We start from the raw sequence: 20,548 nt of genomic DNA on the forward strand, positions 1-20,548 counted from the left end.
CGACGCGCGGGCATCGGCGGCCTCCGGCACGTGGATCGGGACTGCCATATCTGGCAGTGTCGTGGCAGAATTGGCAGCCAGCCTGGCAGTCCGTCCGGCAGCATCCTCACCGAGCCTCCGCATGAATCCGCACGACACCATCCCGATCGTCCCCGCGCCGCGCCACGACGCGATGCCCGACGTGCGCGCGCTCGTCGCGTATCTCGAGCAGGACCCGCAGCCGATGATCGTCGTCGATCCCGACTACCGCATCCTCGCGGCGAACGATGCGTACCGGCGCCAGTTCGGCGTGGCGGGCGTCGAGCACGTGGGCCGGCACTGCTTCCAGGTCTCGCATCACTACGACGTGCCGTGCGACCAGGCCGGCGAGCATTGCCCGATGAAGCAGGCGCTCGAATCGCGCGGGCTGAACCGCGTGCTGCACATCCATCACACGCCGCGCGGCCCCGAGCATGTCGACGTCGAGCTGCGGCCGATCTTCGATGCGGCCGGCAACGTGATCGCGTATGTCGAACGGCTGACGACGGTGCGCAGCGCGTCCGCGCAGCCGAGCGCCGAAGGGCTTGTCGGCGGCGCCGACGCGTTCAATGCGGCGCTCGGCGCGTTGCAGCGCGTCGCTCCGTCGACGCTGCCGGTGCTGCTGCTCGGCGAATCGGGCACCGGGAAGGAACTGTTCGCCCGCGCGCTGCACGAGGCGAGCGATCGCGCGATGGGGCCGTTCGTCGTCGTCGATTGCTCGGGGATCGCCGAGACGCTGTTCGAGAGCGAACTGTTCGGTTACGAGAAGGGCGCGTTCACGGGCGCGAACCAGCGCAAGCCGGGCCTCGTCGAGACCGCGCAGGGCGGCACGCTGTTTCTCGACGAGATCGGTGACGTGCCGCTGCCGATGCAGGTGAAGCTGCTGCGGCTGATCGAGTCGGGCACGTTCCGGCGCGTCGGCGGCGTCGAGGCGCTGCGCGCCGATTTCCGGCTGGTCGCGGCCACGCACAAGCCGCTGCGCGAGATGATCGACGACGGCCGGTTCCGGCAGGACCTCTACTACCGGATCAACGCGTTTCCGATTCCATTGCCGGCGCTGCGCGAACGGCAGGGCGACGTCGCGCTGCTGGCCGAATCGATCCTGCGGCGGATCGCGAATGCGCGCGCCAACGCGGGCGACGCGAACGCGCGGCCGTTCGTGCTGACCGAACGCGCGCGTGCGTGTCTCGACGCGTATGCGTGGCCGGGCAATATCCGCGAGCTGCGCAACGTACTCGAACGCGCGTGCCTGTTCGCGGACGACGGGACGATCCGGGTCGAGCACCTGCCGGTTGAGCTGGTCGCGGCAGCGGCGGCGCCGCAGGAGCGCGCGGCGGATGCGCGCGGCGTGCCGGATGCGGAACTCGTGCGCCTCGCGCGCACGTTCGACGGCACGCGCAAGGCGCTCGCCGAGCAGGTCGGGATGAGCGAGCGGACGTTGTACCGGCGGATGAAGGCGCTCGGGATCGGGGCGCGCGGCCGGTGAGCGGGGGCGTCGTGCGCGGCTGGCGGCGGCAGGCGGCTTTGCCGATAATGGCGCGTCCGATTCCAACGCCATCATCGATGAAAAGACGTTTCCTTGCGCGTTGCCTGTTGCTTGCCGTCGCGGCGCTGGCCAATCCGGCGCAGGCCGCCGAATACACGTGGACCGATGCGGCCGGCGCGCATGCGGTGACGCTTGTGAGAACCGCGTCCGGCGACGACGTCGAGCTCAAGGTGTCGGCGACGCTCGACGGCCGGCCCGACTGGACCGTGCGCGACTATGTGAAGGAGTGTCCGGTCGATGTGATCCTCGACGTCGTGCCCGCGTCGATCGAAATGCGCGACCTGCTCGGCAACGGCCGCAAGCAGTTCCTGTTCGCCTACAGGATCGGCTGCCGCGGCGACGTCAGCGCCGACCAGGTCAAGTACTTCCTGATCGACGCCGGCTCGAAATACGTGCTGCGCGGCGAGGAGACCGTCACGGTCAAGGGCAAGTTCATGGACGGCGGCGCGGCGCCCGTGCCGAATGCGGACCTGAAGGCCCATCCCGCGTTTCTGCGCTACATGACGAAGCGCTGGCGCGGGATCAGCGTGCGCGACTACGACTAGGCGGCCGTTCGTCAGTTGCGTGCGAGACAGGCAGGTCGACACTGCTGAGCCTGCCGCGCAATAAAAAATCATAACAAGACGACGATTTATTATCGTTTTACGATAATTATCGGCGTACAATCGACGCTCGTTCATTCATCGTCGAGGACGCCTCATGCATACCGATCGCATCGCCCGTATCAGCCAGCAGATGGCCACCGTCACACTGTGGTTCATCGTCGGTATGCTGGTGCTCAACGCTGCGTGCTGGGCGTTTCCGTCACTGAATGCGGCCTCCGGCCCCGGCCTCGTATTTGGCCTCACCGATTCGGTGATCTCGAACCTGCGCGTGGACGTCGCCGCATTCCCGTGGTGGCAGAAGGCGGTCGGCATCCTGCTGTCGAGTGTGCCGCTGATCGCGCTCGCGAACGGCCTGCGTCATCTGCGCGCGCTGTTCCGCACCTACGCGCGCCGCGACTATTTCTCCGCGCAGGCGGCCGGCCACCTCGGCAAGACGGGGCGTGCGATCGGCCTGTGGGTATTGCTGAGCCTGTTGTGCGAGCCGCTTCTGAGCGTGTGGGCGACGCTGCGCGAACCGGTCGGCCATCGTGTGGTCAGCATCGGCTTCAGCCTGCCGTACGTGGTCGCGCTGTTCACCGCGGCCTGCATTGCGGTCATCGCGCACATTCTCCGGCAGGCGAGCGAGCTCGATGCCGAGCATCGGCAATTCGTCTGAGGCGCGCGATGACGATCGTGGTCAAGCTCGACGTGATGCTCGCGACCCGCAAGGTCCGCTCGAAGGATCTTGCGGCCGCCGTCGGCATCACCGAACAGAATCTGTCGCTGCTCAAGCAGGGGAAGGTGAAGGGCATTCGCTTCGCGACGCTCGAGGCGATCTGCCGCTATCTCGACTGCCAGCCCGGGGACTTGCTTGCGTTCAGCGATGACGGTGGCGGCGAGCCCGGCTGACGCATCGCGACCGCGACGTGTCGAGGCGACGGGGCGGCGTCGGTCGCGCATCGTCGCGCTGGCCGTCGCAGCCTCCGTATCGATTCACCTGCTCGGATGGTTCGTGCTGCAACGGGCATCGACGACAGCCGGCCCGAAATCCGGGGCGCTGCCCCGGATCGCGCTGCGTGTCGAGCTGATTCCCGCGCGGCCGGCACCTGCGGCGAGCGTGCGTGACACCGGGCGAACCGGGCCGGCAGCTCGCGGGTTCGGCTCCGTGGGCGCCGTGCAATCGACGAAACGATCCGCTGCAGTTGCAGCGCCGCGCATGACGACGCGTTCGTCTTCGGATACAGAGAGCGTTTCGCATCGGCAACGCGAAACACCTGCCGGCGCAATCGCGGACCGACCTGGAACCCATCCTGGGACCGCATCAAGCCCCGATCTCGACTGGCGCCGCGATCTGGACGCAATCGGCTCGCGGCCTGCGGCGGCGCGCACTCCGGCGCAGGCGGCGGTCGGTGCATTGGGCGCGTCGTCCGGCGGTGTGGCCGCGCGCCGCGACACCGTCGATGCGAGGCTGGCCGACGGCATGTCGGATGCCCGTCGTGCCGATTGCCGGCATGCGTATTCGGGCGCGGGCCTCCTCGCATTGCCGATGCTCGCACTGGATGCGGTTCGCGACACGGGCTGCCAATGGTGAAGCGGGCGGCACGCGGGAGTCCCGCCTGCCGCCCGCACCGTCATGGGCTCAACGCGCTCAGCGCGCAGGCGCAAGCTGCGCCATCGCCTCCCGCACGAAGCCGATCAACGTGTCGTCGATCCACGAATCCTTCGTCAGTGACGGCTCGTTCATCATCGCCTGGCGGAATTTCGCATGCGTGGCAGGATCGTGGCCCGCATAGCTGCAGAACAGCTCGAGCCAGCGCTGCGCGAGCGCGCGGCCTTCCGGTGAAGCGGGTTTGGCGCCCGCTTCGATCGCGTCGCGCACGTCGCCCATCAGTTGCGGCCATGCCATCGCGCTTTCACCGTAATGCGCCCGCATGAAGCGGATCTCGTCCGGCGAGAGATACTTCTCGAAGATCCGCATCTTCGTTTCTGACGACGCGCGCAGCACATAGTCGCGCAGCGCGGTCGAAATGCCGATCTTCGACTGCATTGCCGGTTCGTGTTCGTGCATCAGGTTCAGTTTCGCCAGCAGCCGCGGGTCGTTGTTCGTGTCCCGCACGAGCAGCGTCATCCAGCGGCCGGCGAGCGCACGGGGGCGCTCGTCCTCGGGTGGCACGCCCGCGTCCTGCAGCGCACGAACCTCGCCGACGAGCGCGATCCATTCGGCGTCGCCCGTCTGGCTCTTGCGGTACATCGGCATGCGCGCGAGTTCTTCCTCGGAGAAATATTTGTCGTACACGGTCATCAACTCCAGTGTGGTGAGCCAATCGGCCAGTTCCGGCTGTGTGCCCGCGGCGAGCTGCGCATGCAGGCTCACGAGCCGATCGCGCAGCTGCGCGGTCTGCGCGAGCTGACGGTCGAGCAGCGCGATCTGCTTCGCGACGAGATCGACGAGCGGGGTGCCGGGCTGGTTCAGGTGGTCGCCGATTTCGGTGAGCGACAGGCCGAAGCGACGCAACGCCTGGATCTGGTGGAGCCGGGCGATATCGTCGCGGTCGTACAGCCGGTAACCGTTGTCGGCGCGTGCCGAAGGCGTCAGCAGACCGATCGCGTGATAGTGATGAAGCGTGCGGACGGTCAGCCCGCTGCGTTTCGCCAGTTCTCCCACTTTCAGTCGCATTCGTTGCTCCGTTCGGTACGCACGCTGGAGTCTCGAACGTTACGCTACGTGAGGGTCAAGCGGAAGATCGGGAATCGGGCGCGCGGGGTGTCCCGCGCGCCCGATCGAAGGGCCGGCCTACTGCGGCGAAGGCGGGGTGTCGGGCGTGGCGGCGCGCGCTTCGTTGCCGGTTGCGCTGTCACCGGCTGCCTGGCCGGTTTTGCCGGCTTTATCTTGGTTGTCGCCCTTGTCGCCCTTGTCGCCCTTGTCGGCCGGCGGTGTGCCCATCGCCTGGTAAAGCCGTGCGGTATCGGCGAACCGCGCGCCGGTCGCGCGGATCTCGTCGAGCCGCGCATTGCGGTACTGCAGCTCGCTGGCACGCGCGGCCGACGGCGGCAGCGCGCCGAGCCGTACGCGGGCGGCTGCGTCGTCGTACGCGCCGCGCGCGGAAAGCGCGGCGCGGGATGACGCATCGAGCGCCTCCGCGTCGTGCTCGAGCGCCGCGAGCGAATCGGCGACGTTCTGGAACGCGCCGAGCACGGCCTGCTTGTACTGGTCGACCGCGGCCTCGTAGGTCGCCTTTGCCGCGCGGCGCTGCGCGAGCAGCGCGCCGCCGCGGAAGATCGGCTGGCTCAGCGACGCGCCGACGCTCCAGATCGCACCGGCGCCCGACAGCATCGTCGGCCAGCTGAATCCGCCCTGGCCCATCGACGCCGACAGCGACAGCTGCGGGAACATCTGCGCGGTCGCGAGGCCCACTTCGGCCGCGGCCGCCTTCAGCCCCGCGTCGGCCGCCTGGATGTCCGGGCGGCTTTGCAGCAGGTCCGACGGCACGACGACGGGCACCTGCTCGGGCAGGTGCAGATCGGCGAGCGCGAGATCGGCCGGCGGCCGGTCGGGCGTGCGGCCGACCAGCACCGCGAGTGCATGGCGCGCCGAGTCGCGCTGCTGGCGCAGCGCGGGCAGGCCGGCCGCGAACGTGTCGGCGCTTTGCCGCGCGTTCAGCGCGTCGCTGCGCGACGCCGAACCGAGCGCATGGCGGCGTTCGGCGTCGTGCGCCTGGTCGTTCGCGAGCGCGACGAGCCGCTCGGTCGTATTGATCTGCGCATTGAGCACCGACACCGTGATCGACGCGGTGACGATGTTCGCGGCCAGCGCGCGCCGCGCGGATTCGAGCTGGAATGCGCTGACGTCGACGCGTTTCGCGAGCGCGCGGTTCGCAAAGCGCGAGACGCCGAACAGGTCGATCGTGTAGCTCGCCTGCAGTTGCCCGACGAACGTGTCGTACAGCAGCGTCGGCGCGCCGAGCGCGGGAATCGGCACGCCGAGCGCGCGCTGGCGCGTGGCCTGGCCGCCCGCGTCGATCGACGGCAGCATCGAGCTGCCGATCTGCCCGCGCAGCTGTTCGCGCGCGGCATCCAGCGAATGCGACGCGGCACTGAGCGTCGGGCTGTTGCGCAGCCCTTCGTCGACGAGCGCGTTCAGCGCATCGGAGCGGTACTGCTTCCACCAGTCGGGCACCGGCTGCGCGCCGACTTCGAACTGCTGCGCGACGCCTTGCGCGGACACGGTCTGCTGGACTTGCGGCGCGGCGCCGTAGTGCGCGGGCGACGGCATCGCGGGCGGCTCGCCGCTCGGCGCGAACCACGCGCAGCCGGCGAGCGGGCCGGCGAGGCTCGCGGCCGCGAGCGCACGCACGGCTTTCGTTTTCAGGTTCATCGATCGATCCATGGTCAGGCTCCCGACGGCGCGGCCGGCGTGCTGCCGCCCTGCGGCGGGCCATCCTGCGGGTCGCGTTCGTCGCGCTTCACGCGGAACCACGTCGCATACAGCGCGGGCAGGTAGAACAGCGTCAGCACGGTAGCGCTCGTGATGCCGCCCATCAGCGCGGTCGCCATCGGCCCGAAGAAGTTCGAGCGCAAGAGCGGGATCAGCGCGAGCACGGCGGCCGCGGCCGTCAGCGTGATCGGGCGGAAGCGCCGCACGGTCGCGCCGATGATCGCGTCGATCCGGCCGTGGCCGACCGCGATGTCCTGCTCGATCTGGTCGACGAGGATCACCGAGTTGCGCATGATGATCCCGAACATCGCGATCACGCCGAGCATCGCGACGAAGCCGAACGGCTGGCCGAACAGCAGCAGCGTGGCGACCACGCCGATCAGCCCGAGCGGCGCGGTCAGCACGACCATCAGCACGCGCGAGAAGCTCTGCAGCTGGATCATCAGCAGCGTGAACACGGCGATCGCCATCAGCGGCATCTGCGCATTGATCGATTTCTGCGCCTTCGCGCTTTCCTCGACCGAGCCGCCGATGTTGATCTGATAGCCGACCGGCAACTGCGCGCGCAGCGCGTTCAGCTTCGCGTCGACCGCATGCGTGACGTCGATGCCCTGCGCGCCGGCGCGCACGTCCGATTGCACGGTGATGGTCGGCTGGCGGTTGCGTTCCCACACGACGCCGTATTCGAGCGTCGGCTTGAAGCGGCCGAGCGAGCCGAGCGGCACGGGGCCGTTCGGGGTCGGCAGCGCGAGGCCCGCCAGCTCCGCGGGGTCGACGCGATCGGCCCGCGGCGCGCGCAGGTCGACCGCGATCAGCTTGTCGCGTTCGCGGTACTGCGTGACGGTCGTGCCGGACAGCGTCATCGCGAGGAAGCTCGACACGTCCTGCGACGTGACGTTCAGCTCGCGCGCCTTCTTCTGGTCGATCTCGAAGCGCACCGAGCGCTCGGCCGGCTCGTCCCAGTCGAACTGCACGTTCACCGTGCGCGTGTCATCGCGCATCGTCGCCGCGACTTTCTCGGCGATCGAGCGGACCGTCGCGATGCTGTCGCCGCTCACGCGGAACTGCACCGGATAGCCGACCGGCGGGCCGTTCTCGAGCCGCGACAGCCGCCAGCGCACGGCCGGGAACCGGTCGCGCAGCGTGGTTTCGAGCCAGGTCGCGAGCTTTTCGCGATCCTCGACCGATTTCGCGGTGATCACGAACTGCGCGAAGTTCGGCAGTTGCAACTGCTGGTCGAGCGGCAGGTAGAAGCGCGGCGCGCCGCTGCCGACGAAGTTCACCGAATGATCGATCTCGGGGCGCTTGTCGATCACCTTCTCGAAGCGTTCGGTCTCGCGCAGCGTCGCCGCGAACGATGCGCCCTCGGGCAGCCGCAGGTCGACCAGCAGTTCGGGCCGGTCGGAACTCGGGAAGAACTGCTGCGGGACCAGCGAGAAGCCCATCAGCGACACGACGAACAGGGCACCCGTGATCAGCAGCACGACGAAGCGCCGCTCGATGCACCAGTCGATCCAGCCGCGCAGCCGCCGGTAGAAGCGCGTGTCGTAGATGTCGTGCTCGTGGTCGTCGGGCAGGTGCGCCTCGTGCGCGTGCCGCTTGCGCTCGGGCAGCAGGTGGTAGCCGAGCAGCGGGATCAGCACGACGGCCGCGAACCACGACGCGATCAGCGCGATCGCCGACACCTCGAAGATCGAGCGCGTGTATTCGCCGGTGCTCGATTTGGCGAGCGCGATCGGCAGGAAGCCCGACACGGTGACGAGCGTGCCCGTCAGCATCGGGAACGCGGTGCTCGTATAGGCGAACGCGGCGGCGCGCGCGCGGCTGTAGCCCTGTTCGAGCTTCACGGCCATCATCTCTACCGCGATGATCGCATCGTCGACGAGCAGCCCGAGCGCGAGCACGAGCGTGCCGAGCGACACCTTGTGCAGCCCGATGTCGAACAGGTACATGAAGAGGGCGGTGACCGCGAGCACGACGGGGATCGAGATCACGACGACCATCCCGGTGCGCAGGCCGAGCGACACGAGGCTCACGACCAGCACGATCGCGATGGCCTCGGCGACGGCTTCGAGGAAATCGTCGACCGAATGCGCGACCGCGTGCGGCATGCTCGACACCAGGGTCAGCTTGAGACCGGCCGGCAGTTGCGCCTGCAGGCCCTTCGATTCCGCATCGAGCGCGTTGCCGAGCCGGATCACGTCGCCGCCCGGCTGCATCGTGACGCCGATGCCGAGCACCGCCCGGCCGTTCGCACGCATTTGCGTAACGGCCGGATCGTCGTAGCCGCGCTTTACCGTCGCGAGATCGCCGAGCCGGAACGTGCGGCCGTTGATGCGGATCAGCGTATCGGCGATCGCGTCGACGTTGTCGAACTGGCCGCTCGGCCGCACGAACACGCGATCGTCGGCGGTGGTCAGCACGCCGGCCGACGAGATGTCGTTCTGCGCGTTGATCGCCTGCCCGAGCTGCTGCGGCGAGATGCCGAGGCGTGTGAGCTGCGCGTTGTTCACCTCGATGAAGATCCGCTGGTCGGGGTCGCCGAAGTAGTCGACCTTGCCGACGCCCGGCACGCGCAGCAGCACGGTACGCAACTGGTCGGCGTAGTCGTGGAGCTGCGCAGGCGTGAAGCCGTCGCCTTCGAGCGTCCAGATGTTGGTGTAGACGTCGCCGAATTCGTCGTTGAAGAACGGACCCTGCACGCCGGGCGGCAGCGTATAGCCGATGTCGCCGACCTTCTTGCGGATCTGGTACCAGGTCTCGGGCACGTCCTTCACGGGCGCCGAATCCTTCATCGTGAAAAAGATCAGCGATTCGCCGGGGCGCGAATAGCTGCGCAGGAAGTCGATGGCCGGCGTTTCCTGCAGTTTGCGGCCGATCCGGTCGGTCACCTGTTCCTGCACCTGGCGCGCACTCGCGCCGGGCCAGAACGTGCGGATCACCATCACGCGGAACGTGAACGGCGGGTCCTCGGACTGCGCGAGCCGCGTGTACGCGAGCATGCCCGCGAGCGTCGCGAGCGCGATCAGGTAGACGACGAGCGCCTGGTGGCGCAGCGCCCACGCCGACAGGTTGAACCGGCCTTCTTCGCGGGGGGCGCTCACGATGCGAAGTCCTCCGGATGCAGCGGCGCGATCGGGCGTACCTTCTCGCCCGCGCTGACCGTATGCACGCCCTGCAGCACGACGCGTTCGCCGGGCTGCAACCCGTGCGACACCGTCACGGTGCGCTCGTTGAAGCGCGCGACGTCGACGCGGCGCAGTTCGAGCGTGTCGTCCTTCGTGCGCACGACCCATACGGCCGGTTGCGCGCCGTCGTGGAACAGCGCGGTCGCGGGCAGCGTGATCGGCTGCGCGTCGCCGGCGGCCGGCGTGCCGTCGAACGCAACGCTGGCCGTCATCCCGAGGCGGATCGCCGGATCGGGTGCGGCGAGCGTGAGCTTCACGCGATACGTGCGGCTCTGCGGATCGGCGGCCGGCGCGATTTCGCGCACCTTCGCGGCGAACTGGCGGCCCGGCAGCGACGGCATCGTGACGGTCGCCGCGTGGCCGGACGCGAGCGACGCGAGCGCGGCCTCGGGCACGTCGCTGACGACATCGACGTCGCCGGACCATGCGAGCTGGTAGACGGGCTGGCCGGCCGACACGTTCTGGCCGGTGTCGGCCTGTTCGGCGGTGATATAGCCCGCGTGATCGGCGACGAGCGTCGCGTAGCGGAGCTGGTTCTTCGCAAGCGCGAGCTGCTGCTGCGCCTGGTCGCGCTGTGCGAGCGCCGACGTGTAGCTGTTCTCGGTCTGTTCGAGCTGCGCGGTCGCGATCAGGTTTTCGCGCGCCTGCGCGCGGTCGCGGTCGAGCTGCTGCTTCGCGAACGCGAGGCTGTGCGTTGCGGCATCGAGCTGCGCCTGCGCGCTCGCGGCGTTTTTCTCGACGTCGGACGGATCGAGCAGCGCGACGACCTGGCCGACCTTGACCGTATCGCCGAGGCGCACCTTGCGCTCGATGAGCTTGCCGGCGATGCGGAACGACAGCGGTGTTGCGTAGCGCGGCTGGATTTCGCCGGGGAGCGTGCGCGCGGCCGCGGCGGCGTCGGCATGCGCGGGCAGCGCGACGACGGGGCGCGGCGCGGGCGGCGCGGATTCTTTTGGATGACAGGCGGCAAGGACAAACGCGGCGCCGATCAGCAGCGCGGCGCGGGAACCGGAGCGATTCACGAAACCCCCAGGTGAGGTGGAGCGGAACGAAGCCGGCAAGCGCGGCGGGCGCTTGCCCCAAGCGGCGCCGGGATGGGCGCGCGGACGATATCTTTGGGAAACTGTGGTGAATTCTAATACACACATGTATCCGAATGCAAAGATGAATCCGAAAGGTAAAGGGTGCTAGACTGCGCGGCATGAAACCACAGCGCTTAACTCGCGAGCAGAGCAGGGACCAGACGCGCGAACGTCTGCTGAAAGCCGCGCATCGAATTTTTCTGAAGAAGGGCTATGTGGCCGCGAGCGTCGAAGACATCGCGGCGGCGGCAGGCTATACGCGCGGCGCGTTCTATTCGAATTTCCACAGCAAGTCCGACCTGCTGCTGGCGTTGCTGGAGCGGGATCACGCGGAGGTGCGGGCCGATTTCGAGGCGATTTTCGACAGTGGCGGATCACGCGAGCAGATGGAGTCGCTGTCGCTCGCGTATTACCGGACGCTGTTTCGCGACGACGAATACTCGCTGCTGTGGGGCGAGGCGAAGCTGCAGGCGGCGCGCGACGCGAAGTTCCGCGTGCACTTCAACCAGTTCCTGCACGGCAAGCGCGTGCAGATGGCCGAATTCATCCAGCGCTTCGCCGAGCGGGCGGGCACGCCGCTGCTGCTGCCGGCCGATACGCTCGCGTTCGGGCTGATGTGCCTGTGCGATGGCGTGCAGTCGTACTACACGGCCGATCCGCAGCACGTATCGGCCGACGCGGCCGAGGCCGTGCTCGCGGGGTTCTTCGCGCGGGTCGTGCTGGGGCGCGCGCCGGACTGAATGCGCGGAAGTATGGCGGGCGGCGAGCCGCGCGTCAGCGCTCGCCGGTCATCCGCCGGTACGCATCGAGCAGCGACGTCTTGTAGACCACCCCCGCGAGCGTCGGCTCGGCTTCGCTCTCGATCACCGGCAGCCGTTCGCCCTGGAACGCCATGAAGCGTTCGAGCGCGGTGGCGAGCGGCATGTCGGGCGTGAGAAGCGGAAACGGCGTATGCGCGTAGTGTGCGGCCGTCTTGTCGGCCGTGTCGCGCTTGTCGAGCAGGTCCGACGTGATGTCCTTCAGCGCGACCGCGCCGCGGAAGCGCCCGGCGTCGTCGGTCACGTACAGGTACTTCACCGGATATTCGAGAAACACGCGCGTCATGTCGGCGACGCTCGCCGTGAGCGGCACGACCGTCTGCGCGGGCTGGATCAGCTCGCGCATCTGCGTGGTGCGCAGCCGCAGCCGTTCCTGCGCGTCCTGGTAGTGGTGCTGCGTGATGTCGTACATCGACGTCGTGCCCGTCGCGCGCGCGACGAAATACGCGAACACGCACGACACCAGCAGCGGCAGCACGACCTGGTAGCTGAGCGTCATCTCGAAGATCATCAGGATCGCCATCAGCGGCGCCTGCGTGGCGCCCGCCATGAACGCACCCATCCCGACGATCGCGTACGCGAAGTACGCCGACGTATGGCCGGGCCACAGGGCTTCCATCGCGAGCCCGAACAGCGAACCGAACACCGCGCCGACGAACAGCGTCGGCGTGAACACGCCGCCGATCGCGCCCGAGCCGGCCGTCGCGGCGGTCGCGATCACCTTGAACACGAGCACCGCGACGAGCGCCTGCCAGGTCCACGGCGAATGGAGGATGTGGTTCACCACGCTGTAGCCGTTTCCCCATACGTCCGGAATCCACACCGAGATCACGCCGACGACGAGGCCGCCGATCGCGAGCCTCGCGGGCAGCGGCACGGGCAGCCGCTTGAACTGGTTCTTCGACGCGTCGAGCAGGTGCAGGAACTGCGGCGCGAGCACGCCGCACAGCGCGCCGAGCACGACGAACAGCAGCACCTCGGGGCCCGTGACGGCCGGAAACACCGGCATCTCGTACGGCGGCCGGTAGCCGGCGAATTCGCGCATCACGATGTTGGCGACGACCGACGCGACGACCATCGGCCCGAAGCTCTCCATCGCGATCGTGCCGAGCACGATCTCCGACACGAAGAACGCGCCGGCGATCGGCGCGTTGTACGCGGACGTGATGCCGGCCGCGGCGCCGCAGGCGACCAGCAGGCGCAGGCGCGGCGGGTCGAAGTGCACGAAGCGGCCGACGAGCGACGCGGCGAGCGCCGCGAGCTGCACCATCGGGCCTTCGCGGCCGATCGAGCCGCCGCTGCCGATCGTCAGCAGTGACGACACGCTGCGCCACAGGCTCTGCCGCACGGGCACGATGCCGTTGCCGAGCGCGACGGATTCCATGTAGTCGGTCTTGCCGGACGGCTTGTCGCCGCGCGTCGCGAGCAGCAGCACGCAGCCGGCGAGGAAGCCGCCCGCGGCCGGCATCCAGAACCGCACGTACCACGGCAGGCTCTTCGCCATCTGGACGAAGCTGCCGCTGCGCCCGGAGATCAGGTGCTGCATCAGGTCGATGCCTTCGCGGAACGCCATGGTGGCAAAGGCGCCGCCGACGCCGACGATCGCCGACCAGATCAGCATCGTATGGGCGTCCGACAGGCGGAACAGCGTTTGGGCGCGAGTGCGCAGCTTCAGCAGGAACGAGAGCACGGCTGAAAGAGGGCGATGGAAAACGACGCGAAGCATAGCACTGCGCCGCGCCGGCGGGACCCTCCCGTCGGGCGCGGCGCGCGAAGTGTCACGGACGGGCGGCTCAGCCAAGCCAGTACTGCACGGCCCAGGTGATCCCGTAGCCGCCGGCGATCAGCCACACGTACAGGATCAGGCCGGTCATCAGCGCGCGGGGGCCGGCCGCGCGGATCTGCGCCACGCGTGTTTCGATGCCGAGCGCGGTCATCGCCATCGTCAGCGCGAAGGTGTCGAGCACGTTCAGCGTGTGCGTGACGTCGGCGGGCAGCACATTCAGCGAATTGACGATCACGAAGCCCAGGAAGCCGAGCGCGAACCAGGGCACGGCCACCTTGCGCTTGCCTTGCGCGCCGCCGGCCGCGGCGTGAACCGAGCGCGCCGAGCGGGCGAGCCACCAGCCGAGCGCCAGCAGCACCGGGACCAGCAGCATCACGCGCGTCATCTTGACGATCGTCGCGATGTGCGCGACCTGCGGGCTGATGTCGCTGGCCGCGCCGACCACCTGCGCGACCTCGTGGATCGTGCCGCCGAAGAACAGGCCGAGGCCGGCCGGATCGAGGTTCAGCAGCCCGGCGTGATACGCGATCGGATACAGGAACATCGACAGCGTGCCGAACAGCACGACGCTGCCCACGGCCATCGCGCTCTGGTGCGGTTTCGACTGCAGCGTCGACTCGAACGCGAGCACGGCGGCCGCGCCGCAGATCGCGCTGCCGGCGGCGGTCAGCAGCGCCGCGTCGCGGTCGAGCTTCATCAGCTTCATGCCGGCCCACGTGCCGATCACGAGCGTGCTGACGACGACCAGCACCGACACCGTCAGGCCCGGCAGCCCGACCTGCGCGATTTCCTGCAGGCTCACGCGCAACCCGAAGAACGCGACCGCGATGCGCAGCAGCTTGCGCGCGGAGAAGTTGACGCCGGCCGCCCAGCTCGCCGGCATGCCGTCGCGCAGCGCGTTGCCGTACAGCGCACCGGCGACGATGCCGACGATCAGCGGCGACAGGCCGAGCCCCGCGATCGCGGGGAGCTGGGACAGGCTCGTGACGGCGGCCGCGAACAGCGCGACGAACAGGACGCCGTTCAACTGGCCGCGCATCGACGGCGCGGTGTGGCTGAGATGGGGAGTCGGGGCAGTGGACATGAAAGCACCGTGATGGAGCGTGTTGCGATGCTGTAATCCTAATTTCGTTATATCGATATGAAAAATTGTGATTTGTGACGTAAACTATCCGGAAAGCTGATAATTCACCCCCATGACCCCGGATCAACTGATAACGTTCGCCGCCGTTGCCGAACACCTGAACATCAGCCGCGCCGCCGTGGCGCTGCATCTGTCACAGCCGGCCGTGTCGGGCCAGTTGCGGCTGCTGCAGGACGAATTCGGCGAGCCGCTGTACCAGCGCGACGGCCGCGGCATCCGCCTGACGCCGGTTGGCGAGCAGCTCGCGCAGTACGCGAAGGCGCAGCGCGATACGTTCGCGCAGGCGCGCGCGTTTCGCGACGCGGTGCGCGGCCTCGAGGCCGGCACGTTGCGCATCGGCGCGAGCACGACGCCCGCGAGCTACCTGCTGCCGTACCTGATCGCGGCGTTCCAGCCGAGCGCGCCGCGCGTGACGATCCAGACGATGAGCGGCAACACGGCCGACGTGGTCGCCGCGCTGGCGTCGCTCGATATCGCGATGATCGAAGGCCCGCCCGGCGAGGCGCTGCCGCCCGGTACCGCGGTGCATGCGTGGCACGAGGACGAGATCGTCGCGATCGTGCCGGCCGGCCATCCGCTGGCCGCGCCCGAACATGCGTCGGGCGTCACGCTGGGTGCACTGACCGCGCACCCACTCGTGTTGCGCGAGGAGGGCTCCGCCGTGCGGCAGCTCGTCGAGCGCGCGTTCGCGCAGGAGACGGCGCCGATGCGCGTCGCGTTCGAGATCGCGGGCGTCGAGGCGGTGAAGGAGGCCGTGCGCGCGGGGATGGGGGTGGGATTCGTGTCCGCGATGTCGTTGCGTCACGACGACGCGGCGCTCGTGATGCGCTCGCTCGCGCCGGCGCCGCTCACGCGCCATTTCTCGATCCTCGTGCCGCATGGCGGTGCGCCGTCGCGGGTCGCCGCGCAATTCCTCGAAATGAGCCTCGCGAAGAACGTCGGGTAAGCGACCGAAGCCGCCGGCCCGGGAACGCGACATGCGTGCCGGCGGGCGCGCATTCGTGCGACGCACGGCCCTAGGGATTTCCTCTATGGCGTGCGCCTGACGTGAAGCGCACCATCCGTCTCAAGCAAATGGAACCGGTTCCATGCCGGTAAAAAAAGGGCAAAATGGCAGACATCGTGATCGTGGCGAGCGCATTCGGGATGGACCGCGTGCGTGAGGAGGGCCACAGCGCATTCGTCGCGACCGCGGCGGCGTCCGGTGCGACCGGTTTCGAAGTGCGGCGCGAACTGTTCGCGTCGGACGACGACGCGGCGCCCGGTGCGCTGGCCGCGCTCGGCGCGCAACTGGCCGGCCACGGGATGTGGCCGGTCTATTCGACGCCCGCCACGCTGTACACGGAAACGGGTGCGCTCAATGCCGATGCATTGCGCGACGCGCTCGCGGAAGCCGACGCGCTCGGCGCGCGCTTCGTGAAATTCCAACTCGGCGGCTTCGCCGGCGACGCGCACGCGGCCGACATCGTCGCGCTGTCGCGCGGCTCGCGGGCCCGCGTGGTGGTCGAGAACGGCCAGCTTCCGGTCGGCGGCGCGCTCGCGCAGTTCCGCGGGCTGTTCGATGCGCTGGCCGAGGCGGGCATGCCCGATGCGCTCGGGATGACGTTCGACATCGGCAACTGGCAGTGGCCGGGCGAAGCGCCGCTCGATTGCGCGCAGTTGCTCGCGCCGCATGTGGAATACATTCATTGCAAGGCCGTCGTTGGCGAGGGCGCGCGCCGTTTCGCCGCTGCGCCGGCGCCGAACGATCCGCTCGTGACCGGCGTGCTTGCGGTGTTGCCGCAGCATGTGCCGCGCGGCATCGAGTTTCCGTTCGACGCGGCCGACCTCGCGGGCGATGCCTGCCGGCGCGTCGCGTGGCTCGCAACCGCGTGACGGCGGAAGGATCCTGGGGAGTTCATTCATGAAAGCAGCACTCGATGTCGTGACCTACGGCGAAGCGATGGCGATGTTCGTCGCGACCGAGCCCGGCCATCTCACGCATGCGACGCAATTCGCGAAGCGGATCGCGGGCGCCGACCTGAACGTCGCGATCGGCCTGTCGCGGCTCGGCTTCCGGGTCGGCTGGATGAGCCGCGTCGGCCGCGATTCGTTCGGCGGCTACGTGCTCGACACGCTGGCGCGCGAAGGCATCGACGCGTCGTGCGTGACCGTCGATCCGCGTTACCCGACCGGCTTCCAGCTGAAGTCGCGCAACGACGACGGCAGCGACCCGAGCGTCGAATATTTCCGCAAGGGCTCGGCGGCGAGCTACTTGTCGTGCGACGACTACGTGGCCGACTACGTGCTCGGCGCACGCCACCTGCACTTGACGGGTGTCGCGCCGGCGATCTCCGCGACGTCGTGCGAACTCGCGTTCCGGCTCGCGCGCGAGATGCGCGCGGCCGGCAAGACGATCTCGTTCGACCCGAACCTGCGCCCGACGCTGTGGCCGTCCGCCGACGTGATGGCGAAGACGCTGAACGCGCTCGCGACGCTCGCCGACTGGGTGCTGCCGGGCCTGGCAGAAGGGCGGCAGCTCACCGGGCACGACACGCCGGCCGATATCGCGGGCTTCTATCTCGCGCAGGGCGCGCGTGGCGTCGTGATCAAGCTCGGCGCGGAAGGCGCGTACTTCCGGACGGCCGACGGCCGCGAGGGCAAGGTCGCGGGTGAGCGCGTGGAAAAGGTCGTCGACACGGTCGGCGCCGGCGACGGCTTCGCGGTCGGCGTGGTCAGCGCGCTGCTGGAAGGCCGGAGCGTCGAGCAGGCCGTCGCGCGGGGCAACCGGATCGGCGCGCTCGCAATCCAGGTGATCGGCGATTCGGAAGGCTTGCCGACGCGCGCCGCACTCGATCGACTCGAAAATGTCAGCAATCGCGCCGATCGCTTAGAGGAAACCGTCACCGCGCAATGAGAGGCCGGACACGGCACAATCCGCGGATTCGTTTCGTGCGTGATGCACGGTTTTGCATGGGACGGGAGTTGGCGCGATAGTGCGGATTCTCGTCGACCACGGCATGGGACGGGAGTAAGCGCTGAAGCGCCAACTCTCGCCAACAGCGGCATGGGACGGGAGTAAGCGCTAAAGCGCCAACTCCCATCGACCGCCGCAGGGCAAGAGTAGGCGCTGAAGCGCCAACTCTTGCCAACTGCGGCATGGGACGTGAGTAAGCGCTAAAGCGCTAACTCACGTCGACAACGGAGACACTTTCATGGCAGCCAATCTCGCAGCACGACGCTGGTGGACGATCATGCCGATCGTCTTCATCACGTATAGCCTCGCCTACCTTGACCGCGCGAACTACGGGTTCGCGGCGGCGGCGGGCATCAACCAGGACCTCGGGATCAGCAAGGGCCTGTCGTCGCTGATCGGCGCGCTGTTCTTCCTCGGCTATTTCTTCTTCCAGATCCCCGGTGCGATCTACGCGGAGCGCCGCAGCGTGAAGAAGCTCGTGTTCGTCAGCCTCGTGCTGTGGGGCGGCTGCGCGGCGCTCACGGGCGTGGTCAGCAACATCCCGTCGCTGATGGCGATCCGCTTCGTGCTCGGCATCGTCGAGGCGGCCGTGATGCCGGCGATGCTGATCTACATCAGCAACTGGTTCACGAAGAACGAACGCTCCCGCGCGAACACGTTCCTGATCCTCGGCAACCCGGTCACCGTGCTGTGGATGTCGATCGTGTCGGGCTATCTCGTGCACGAATTCGGTTGGCGCCACATGTTCATCGCCGAAGGCGTGCCGGCCATCATCTGGGCCGTGTGCTGGTGGTTCCTCGTGCAGGACAAGCCGGCCGATTCGCCGTGGCTCACCGCGCAGGAAAAGCGCGACCTCGACGCCGCGCTGGTGGCCGAGCAGGCAGCGATCAAGCCCGTGCGCAACTATGGCGAGGCGTTCCGCTCGCCGGCCGTGATCAAGCTGTGCGCGCAGTATTTCTGCTGGAGCATCGGCGTGTACGGCTTCGTGCTGTGGCTGCCGTCGATCGTCAAGAACGGCTCCGACCTGGGGATGGTCGCGACCGGCTGGCTGTCCGCACTGCCGTATCTCGCGGCGACGATCGCGATGCTCGCCGCATCGTGGGCATCCGACAAGGTCGGCTCGCGGCGCGGCTTCGTGTGGCCGTTCCTGCTGGTCGGCGCGGCCGCGTTCGCCGCATCGTATGCGCTCGGCTCGTCGCATTTCTGGATCTCGTATGCGTTGCTGGTCGTGGCAGGCGCCGCGATGTACGCGCCGTACGGCCCGTTCTTTGCGATCGTGCCGGAGCTGCTGCCGAGGAACGTCGCCGGCGGCGCGATGGCGCTGATCAACAGCATGGGCGCGCTCGGCTCGTTCGTCGGCTCGTACTTCGTCGGCTACCTGAACGGCGCGACCGGGTCGCCCGTCGCGTCGTACGCCTTCATGAGCGTGGCGCTCGTCGCTGCGGTGATCCTCACGCTGTCCGTCAAACCCCAGGCGCGCGATGCGCATTCGCTCGCAGCGCCCTTGCAAGGAAAATGAAACCGATGAAGCCTCGTATCGTCGCGTACAAGCCGCTGCCCGATGACGTTCTCGCGTACCTGCGCGAGCATGCGGACGTCGTGCAGGCCGACGGCGCCGAAACGCTCGCCGATGCGCTCGGCGACGCGGACGGCGCGATAGGCGCGAGCCTGAAGGTCACGCCGCAGATGCTCGACCTCGCCCCGCGGCTGAAGGCGTGGTCGACGATCTCGGTCGGCTACGACAACTTCGACGTCGCGGATCTCACGCGGCGCGGCATCGTGCTTGCGCATACGCCCGACGTGCTGACCGAGTCGACCGCCGATACGGTGTTTTCGCTGATCCTCGCGTCCGCGCGACGCGTGGTCGAGTTGGCCGAGTGGGTGAAGGCCGGCCACTGGCATCGCAGCATCGGCCCCGACCTGTACGGCACCGACGTGCAGGGCAAGACGCTCGGTATCGTGGGGCTCGGGCGGATCGGCGGCGCGGTCGCGCGCCGCGCGGCGCTCGGCTTCCGGATGCAGGTGCTGTACGCGAACCGGTCCGCGCATGCGGAAGCCGAGACGCAGTACGGCGCACGGCGCGTGACGCTCGACGAGCTGCTCGCGCAAGCGGATTTCGTGTGCGTGCAGGTGCCGCTGTCGCCGGAAACGCGCCACCTGATCGGCGCGCCCGAATTCGCGAAGATGAAGCGCGGCGTGATCCTGATCAACGCGTCGCGCGGGCCCGTGGTCGACGAAGCCGCGCTGGTCGACGCGCTGCGCGCGGGCACGATCCGCGGCGCGGGGCTCGACGTGTTCGAGAAGGAGCCGCTGCCGGCGGATTCGCCGCTGCTGCAGATGAAGAATGTCGTCGCGCTGCCGCATATCGGCTCGGCGACGCACGAGACGCGCCACGCGATGGCGCGCTGCGCTGCGGAAAACCTGGTCGGCGCGCTGGCCGGCACGCTGCGCACGAATCTCGTCAATCCGGACGCGCTCGCGCGGGCCTGAGCCGCGGCGGGTAACGGGTCGGCAATCGGGTCGGCAATCGGCCGGCGGGGTTAGAGGCGAGGGTCTTGGTGCCGGAGGGCTGGCTGCGTTATGATCGCCCGCTTGTCGCATCGACGGCACGGCACCGCTGCCGGCGGCGTCCGGCGACGGGCATTCGCGCCAGGTCCGGTGCGGCCGACTGCTGTTGCACGTGACCGGAACGGGCGCCGACGCGCCGGTGCCGATCGACCGCGAAGCATGGGATCAGCGCAGGCGCTGAAGCGCGAACGTTGTTCGACCGCGAAGCATGGGACCAGCGCAGGCGCTGAAGCGCGAACGCTGTTCGACCGCGAAGCATGGGACCCGCGTAAGCGCTGAAGCGCTAACGCTGGTCGACCGCGAAGCATGGGATCAGCGTAAGCGCTAAAGCGCTAACGCTGATCGACAGGAGAGTCCGCCGGGTGGCTTACTTTTCCAACAACAAAGGTCCGTCTGCTCACAAAGCGGCGCGGATCGTACGCC

At 68.5% G+C, this 20,548-nt stretch carries 17 protein-coding genes; 11 read left to right on the plus strand and 6 right to left on the minus strand.

Annotated features, from left to right (window positions below; all coding sequences use genetic code 11):
• Nucleotides 1-121 precede the first annotated feature (121 nt).
• From BFF94_RS13040 to BFF94_RS13060, 5 genes are all read left to right on the plus strand, one after another.
• Entirely contained in the window at nucleotides 122-1,504 is a 1,383-nt protein-coding gene (locus BFF94_RS13040) for a sigma-54 interaction domain-containing protein (protein WP_219139421.1), read from the plus strand.
• A 77-nt stretch (nucleotides 1,505-1,581) separates the two neighbouring features.
• Nucleotides 1,582-2,109 carry a M949_RS01915 family surface polysaccharide biosynthesis protein gene (locus BFF94_RS13045; protein WP_128845776.1) on the plus strand — a complete coding sequence of 176 codons (528 nt, stop codon included), beginning with the start codon at nucleotides 1,582-1,584 and terminating at the stop codon, nucleotides 2,107-2,109.
• A 154-nt stretch (nucleotides 2,110-2,263) separates the two neighbouring features.
• Nucleotides 2,264-2,824 (plus strand): DUF2975 domain-containing protein, encoded by a 561-nt coding sequence (locus BFF94_RS13050; protein ID WP_128845773.1) that lies wholly within the window; start codon nucleotides 2,264-2,266, stop codon nucleotides 2,822-2,824.
• Between the two features lie 8 nt (nucleotides 2,825-2,832).
• Nucleotides 2,833-3,057 (plus strand): helix-turn-helix domain-containing protein, encoded by a 225-nt coding sequence (locus BFF94_RS13055; protein ID WP_128845770.1) that lies wholly within the window; start codon nucleotides 2,833-2,835, stop codon nucleotides 3,055-3,057.
• Nucleotides 3,020-3,739 carry a hypothetical protein gene (locus tag BFF94_RS13060; protein ID WP_246637291.1) on the plus strand — a complete coding sequence of 240 codons (720 nt, stop codon included), beginning with the start codon at nucleotides 3,020-3,022 and terminating at the stop codon, nucleotides 3,737-3,739. The genes BFF94_RS13055 and BFF94_RS13060 overlap by 38 nt, the downstream gene beginning before the upstream one ends.
• Nucleotides 3,740-3,796: 57 nt before the next feature.
• Here the strand turns inward: BFF94_RS13060 and BFF94_RS13065 are convergent, their stop codons facing one another.
• The 4 genes from BFF94_RS13065 to BFF94_RS13080 form a co-directional block, all read right to left on the minus strand.
• Entirely contained in the window at nucleotides 3,797-4,825 is a 1,029-nt protein-coding gene (locus BFF94_RS13065; protein ID WP_128845767.1) for a MerR family transcriptional regulator, read from the minus strand.
• Nucleotides 4,826-4,942: 117 nt separating this feature from the next.
• On the minus strand, nucleotides 4,943-6,535 hold the full coding sequence (locus BFF94_RS13070; protein WP_219139422.1) for an efflux transporter outer membrane subunit: 1,593 nt from the start codon (nucleotides 6,533-6,535) through the stop codon (nucleotides 4,943-4,945).
• 2 nt (nucleotides 6,536-6,537) lie between these two features.
• Nucleotides 6,538-9,687: an efflux RND transporter permease subunit gene (locus tag BFF94_RS13075; RefSeq protein ID WP_128842287.1), complete on the minus strand. Its 3,150-nt coding sequence runs from the start codon at nucleotides 9,685-9,687 to the stop codon at nucleotides 6,538-6,540.
• Nucleotides 9,684-10,793: an efflux RND transporter periplasmic adaptor subunit gene (locus BFF94_RS13080; protein ID WP_219139423.1), complete on the minus strand. Its 1,110-nt coding sequence runs from the start codon at nucleotides 10,791-10,793 to the stop codon at nucleotides 9,684-9,686. The genes BFF94_RS13075 and BFF94_RS13080 overlap by 4 nt, the downstream gene beginning before the upstream one ends.
• A 179-nt stretch (nucleotides 10,794-10,972) precedes the next feature.
• On the opposite strand from BFF94_RS13080, the gene BFF94_RS13085 reads away from it, so the two are divergent.
• Entirely contained in the window at nucleotides 10,973-11,593 is a 621-nt protein-coding gene (locus BFF94_RS13085) for a TetR/AcrR family transcriptional regulator (RefSeq protein WP_128842286.1), read from the plus strand.
• Nucleotides 11,594-11,627: 34 nt separating this feature from the next.
• Here BFF94_RS13085 and BFF94_RS13090 read toward each other — a convergent pair whose 3' ends face one another.
• Entirely contained in the window at nucleotides 11,628-13,361 is a 1,734-nt protein-coding gene (locus BFF94_RS13090; RefSeq protein ID WP_201260365.1) for a ClcB-like voltage-gated chloride channel protein, read from the minus strand.
• Between the two features lie 103 nt (nucleotides 13,362-13,464).
• Nucleotides 13,465-14,541, minus strand: a complete 1,077-nt coding sequence (locus BFF94_RS13095; RefSeq protein ID WP_128842283.1) for a YeiH family protein — start codon at nucleotides 14,539-14,541, stop codon at nucleotides 13,465-13,467.
• Nucleotides 14,542-14,653: 112 nt separating this feature from the next.
• On the opposite strand from BFF94_RS13095, the gene BFF94_RS13100 reads away from it, so the two are divergent.
• The 5 genes from BFF94_RS13100 (at nucleotide 14,654) to BFF94_RS13120 (ending at nucleotide 20,047) form a co-directional block, all read left to right on the plus strand.
• Entirely contained in the window at nucleotides 14,654-15,547 is an 894-nt protein-coding gene (locus BFF94_RS13100) for a LysR family transcriptional regulator (protein WP_128842282.1), read from the plus strand.
• Between the two features lie 164 nt (nucleotides 15,548-15,711).
• Nucleotides 15,712-16,476: an IolE/MocC family protein gene (locus BFF94_RS13105; RefSeq protein WP_219139424.1), complete on the plus strand. Its 765-nt coding sequence runs from the start codon at nucleotides 15,712-15,714 to the stop codon at nucleotides 16,474-16,476.
• 28 nt (nucleotides 16,477-16,504) lie between these two features.
• Nucleotides 16,505-17,497 carry a sugar kinase gene (locus BFF94_RS13110; RefSeq protein ID WP_128842281.1) on the plus strand — a complete coding sequence of 331 codons (993 nt, stop codon included), beginning with the start codon at nucleotides 16,505-16,507 and terminating at the stop codon, nucleotides 17,495-17,497.
• Between the two features lie 298 nt (nucleotides 17,498-17,795).
• Nucleotides 17,796-19,076 carry an MFS transporter gene (locus BFF94_RS13115; RefSeq protein WP_128842280.1) on the plus strand — a complete coding sequence of 427 codons (1,281 nt, stop codon included), beginning with the start codon at nucleotides 17,796-17,798 and terminating at the stop codon, nucleotides 19,074-19,076.
• Between the two features lie 5 nt (nucleotides 19,077-19,081).
• On the plus strand, nucleotides 19,082-20,047 hold the full coding sequence (locus BFF94_RS13120) for a 2-hydroxyacid dehydrogenase (RefSeq protein WP_128842279.1): 966 nt from the start codon (nucleotides 19,082-19,084) through the stop codon (nucleotides 20,045-20,047).
• Nucleotides 20,048-20,548: the final 501 nt, after the last annotated feature.

Origin of the sequence: Burkholderia catarinensis (assembly GCF_001883705.2) — a bacterium.
GTDB classification, from domain to species: Bacteria; Pseudomonadota; Gammaproteobacteria; order Burkholderiales; family Burkholderiaceae; genus Burkholderia; species Burkholderia catarinensis.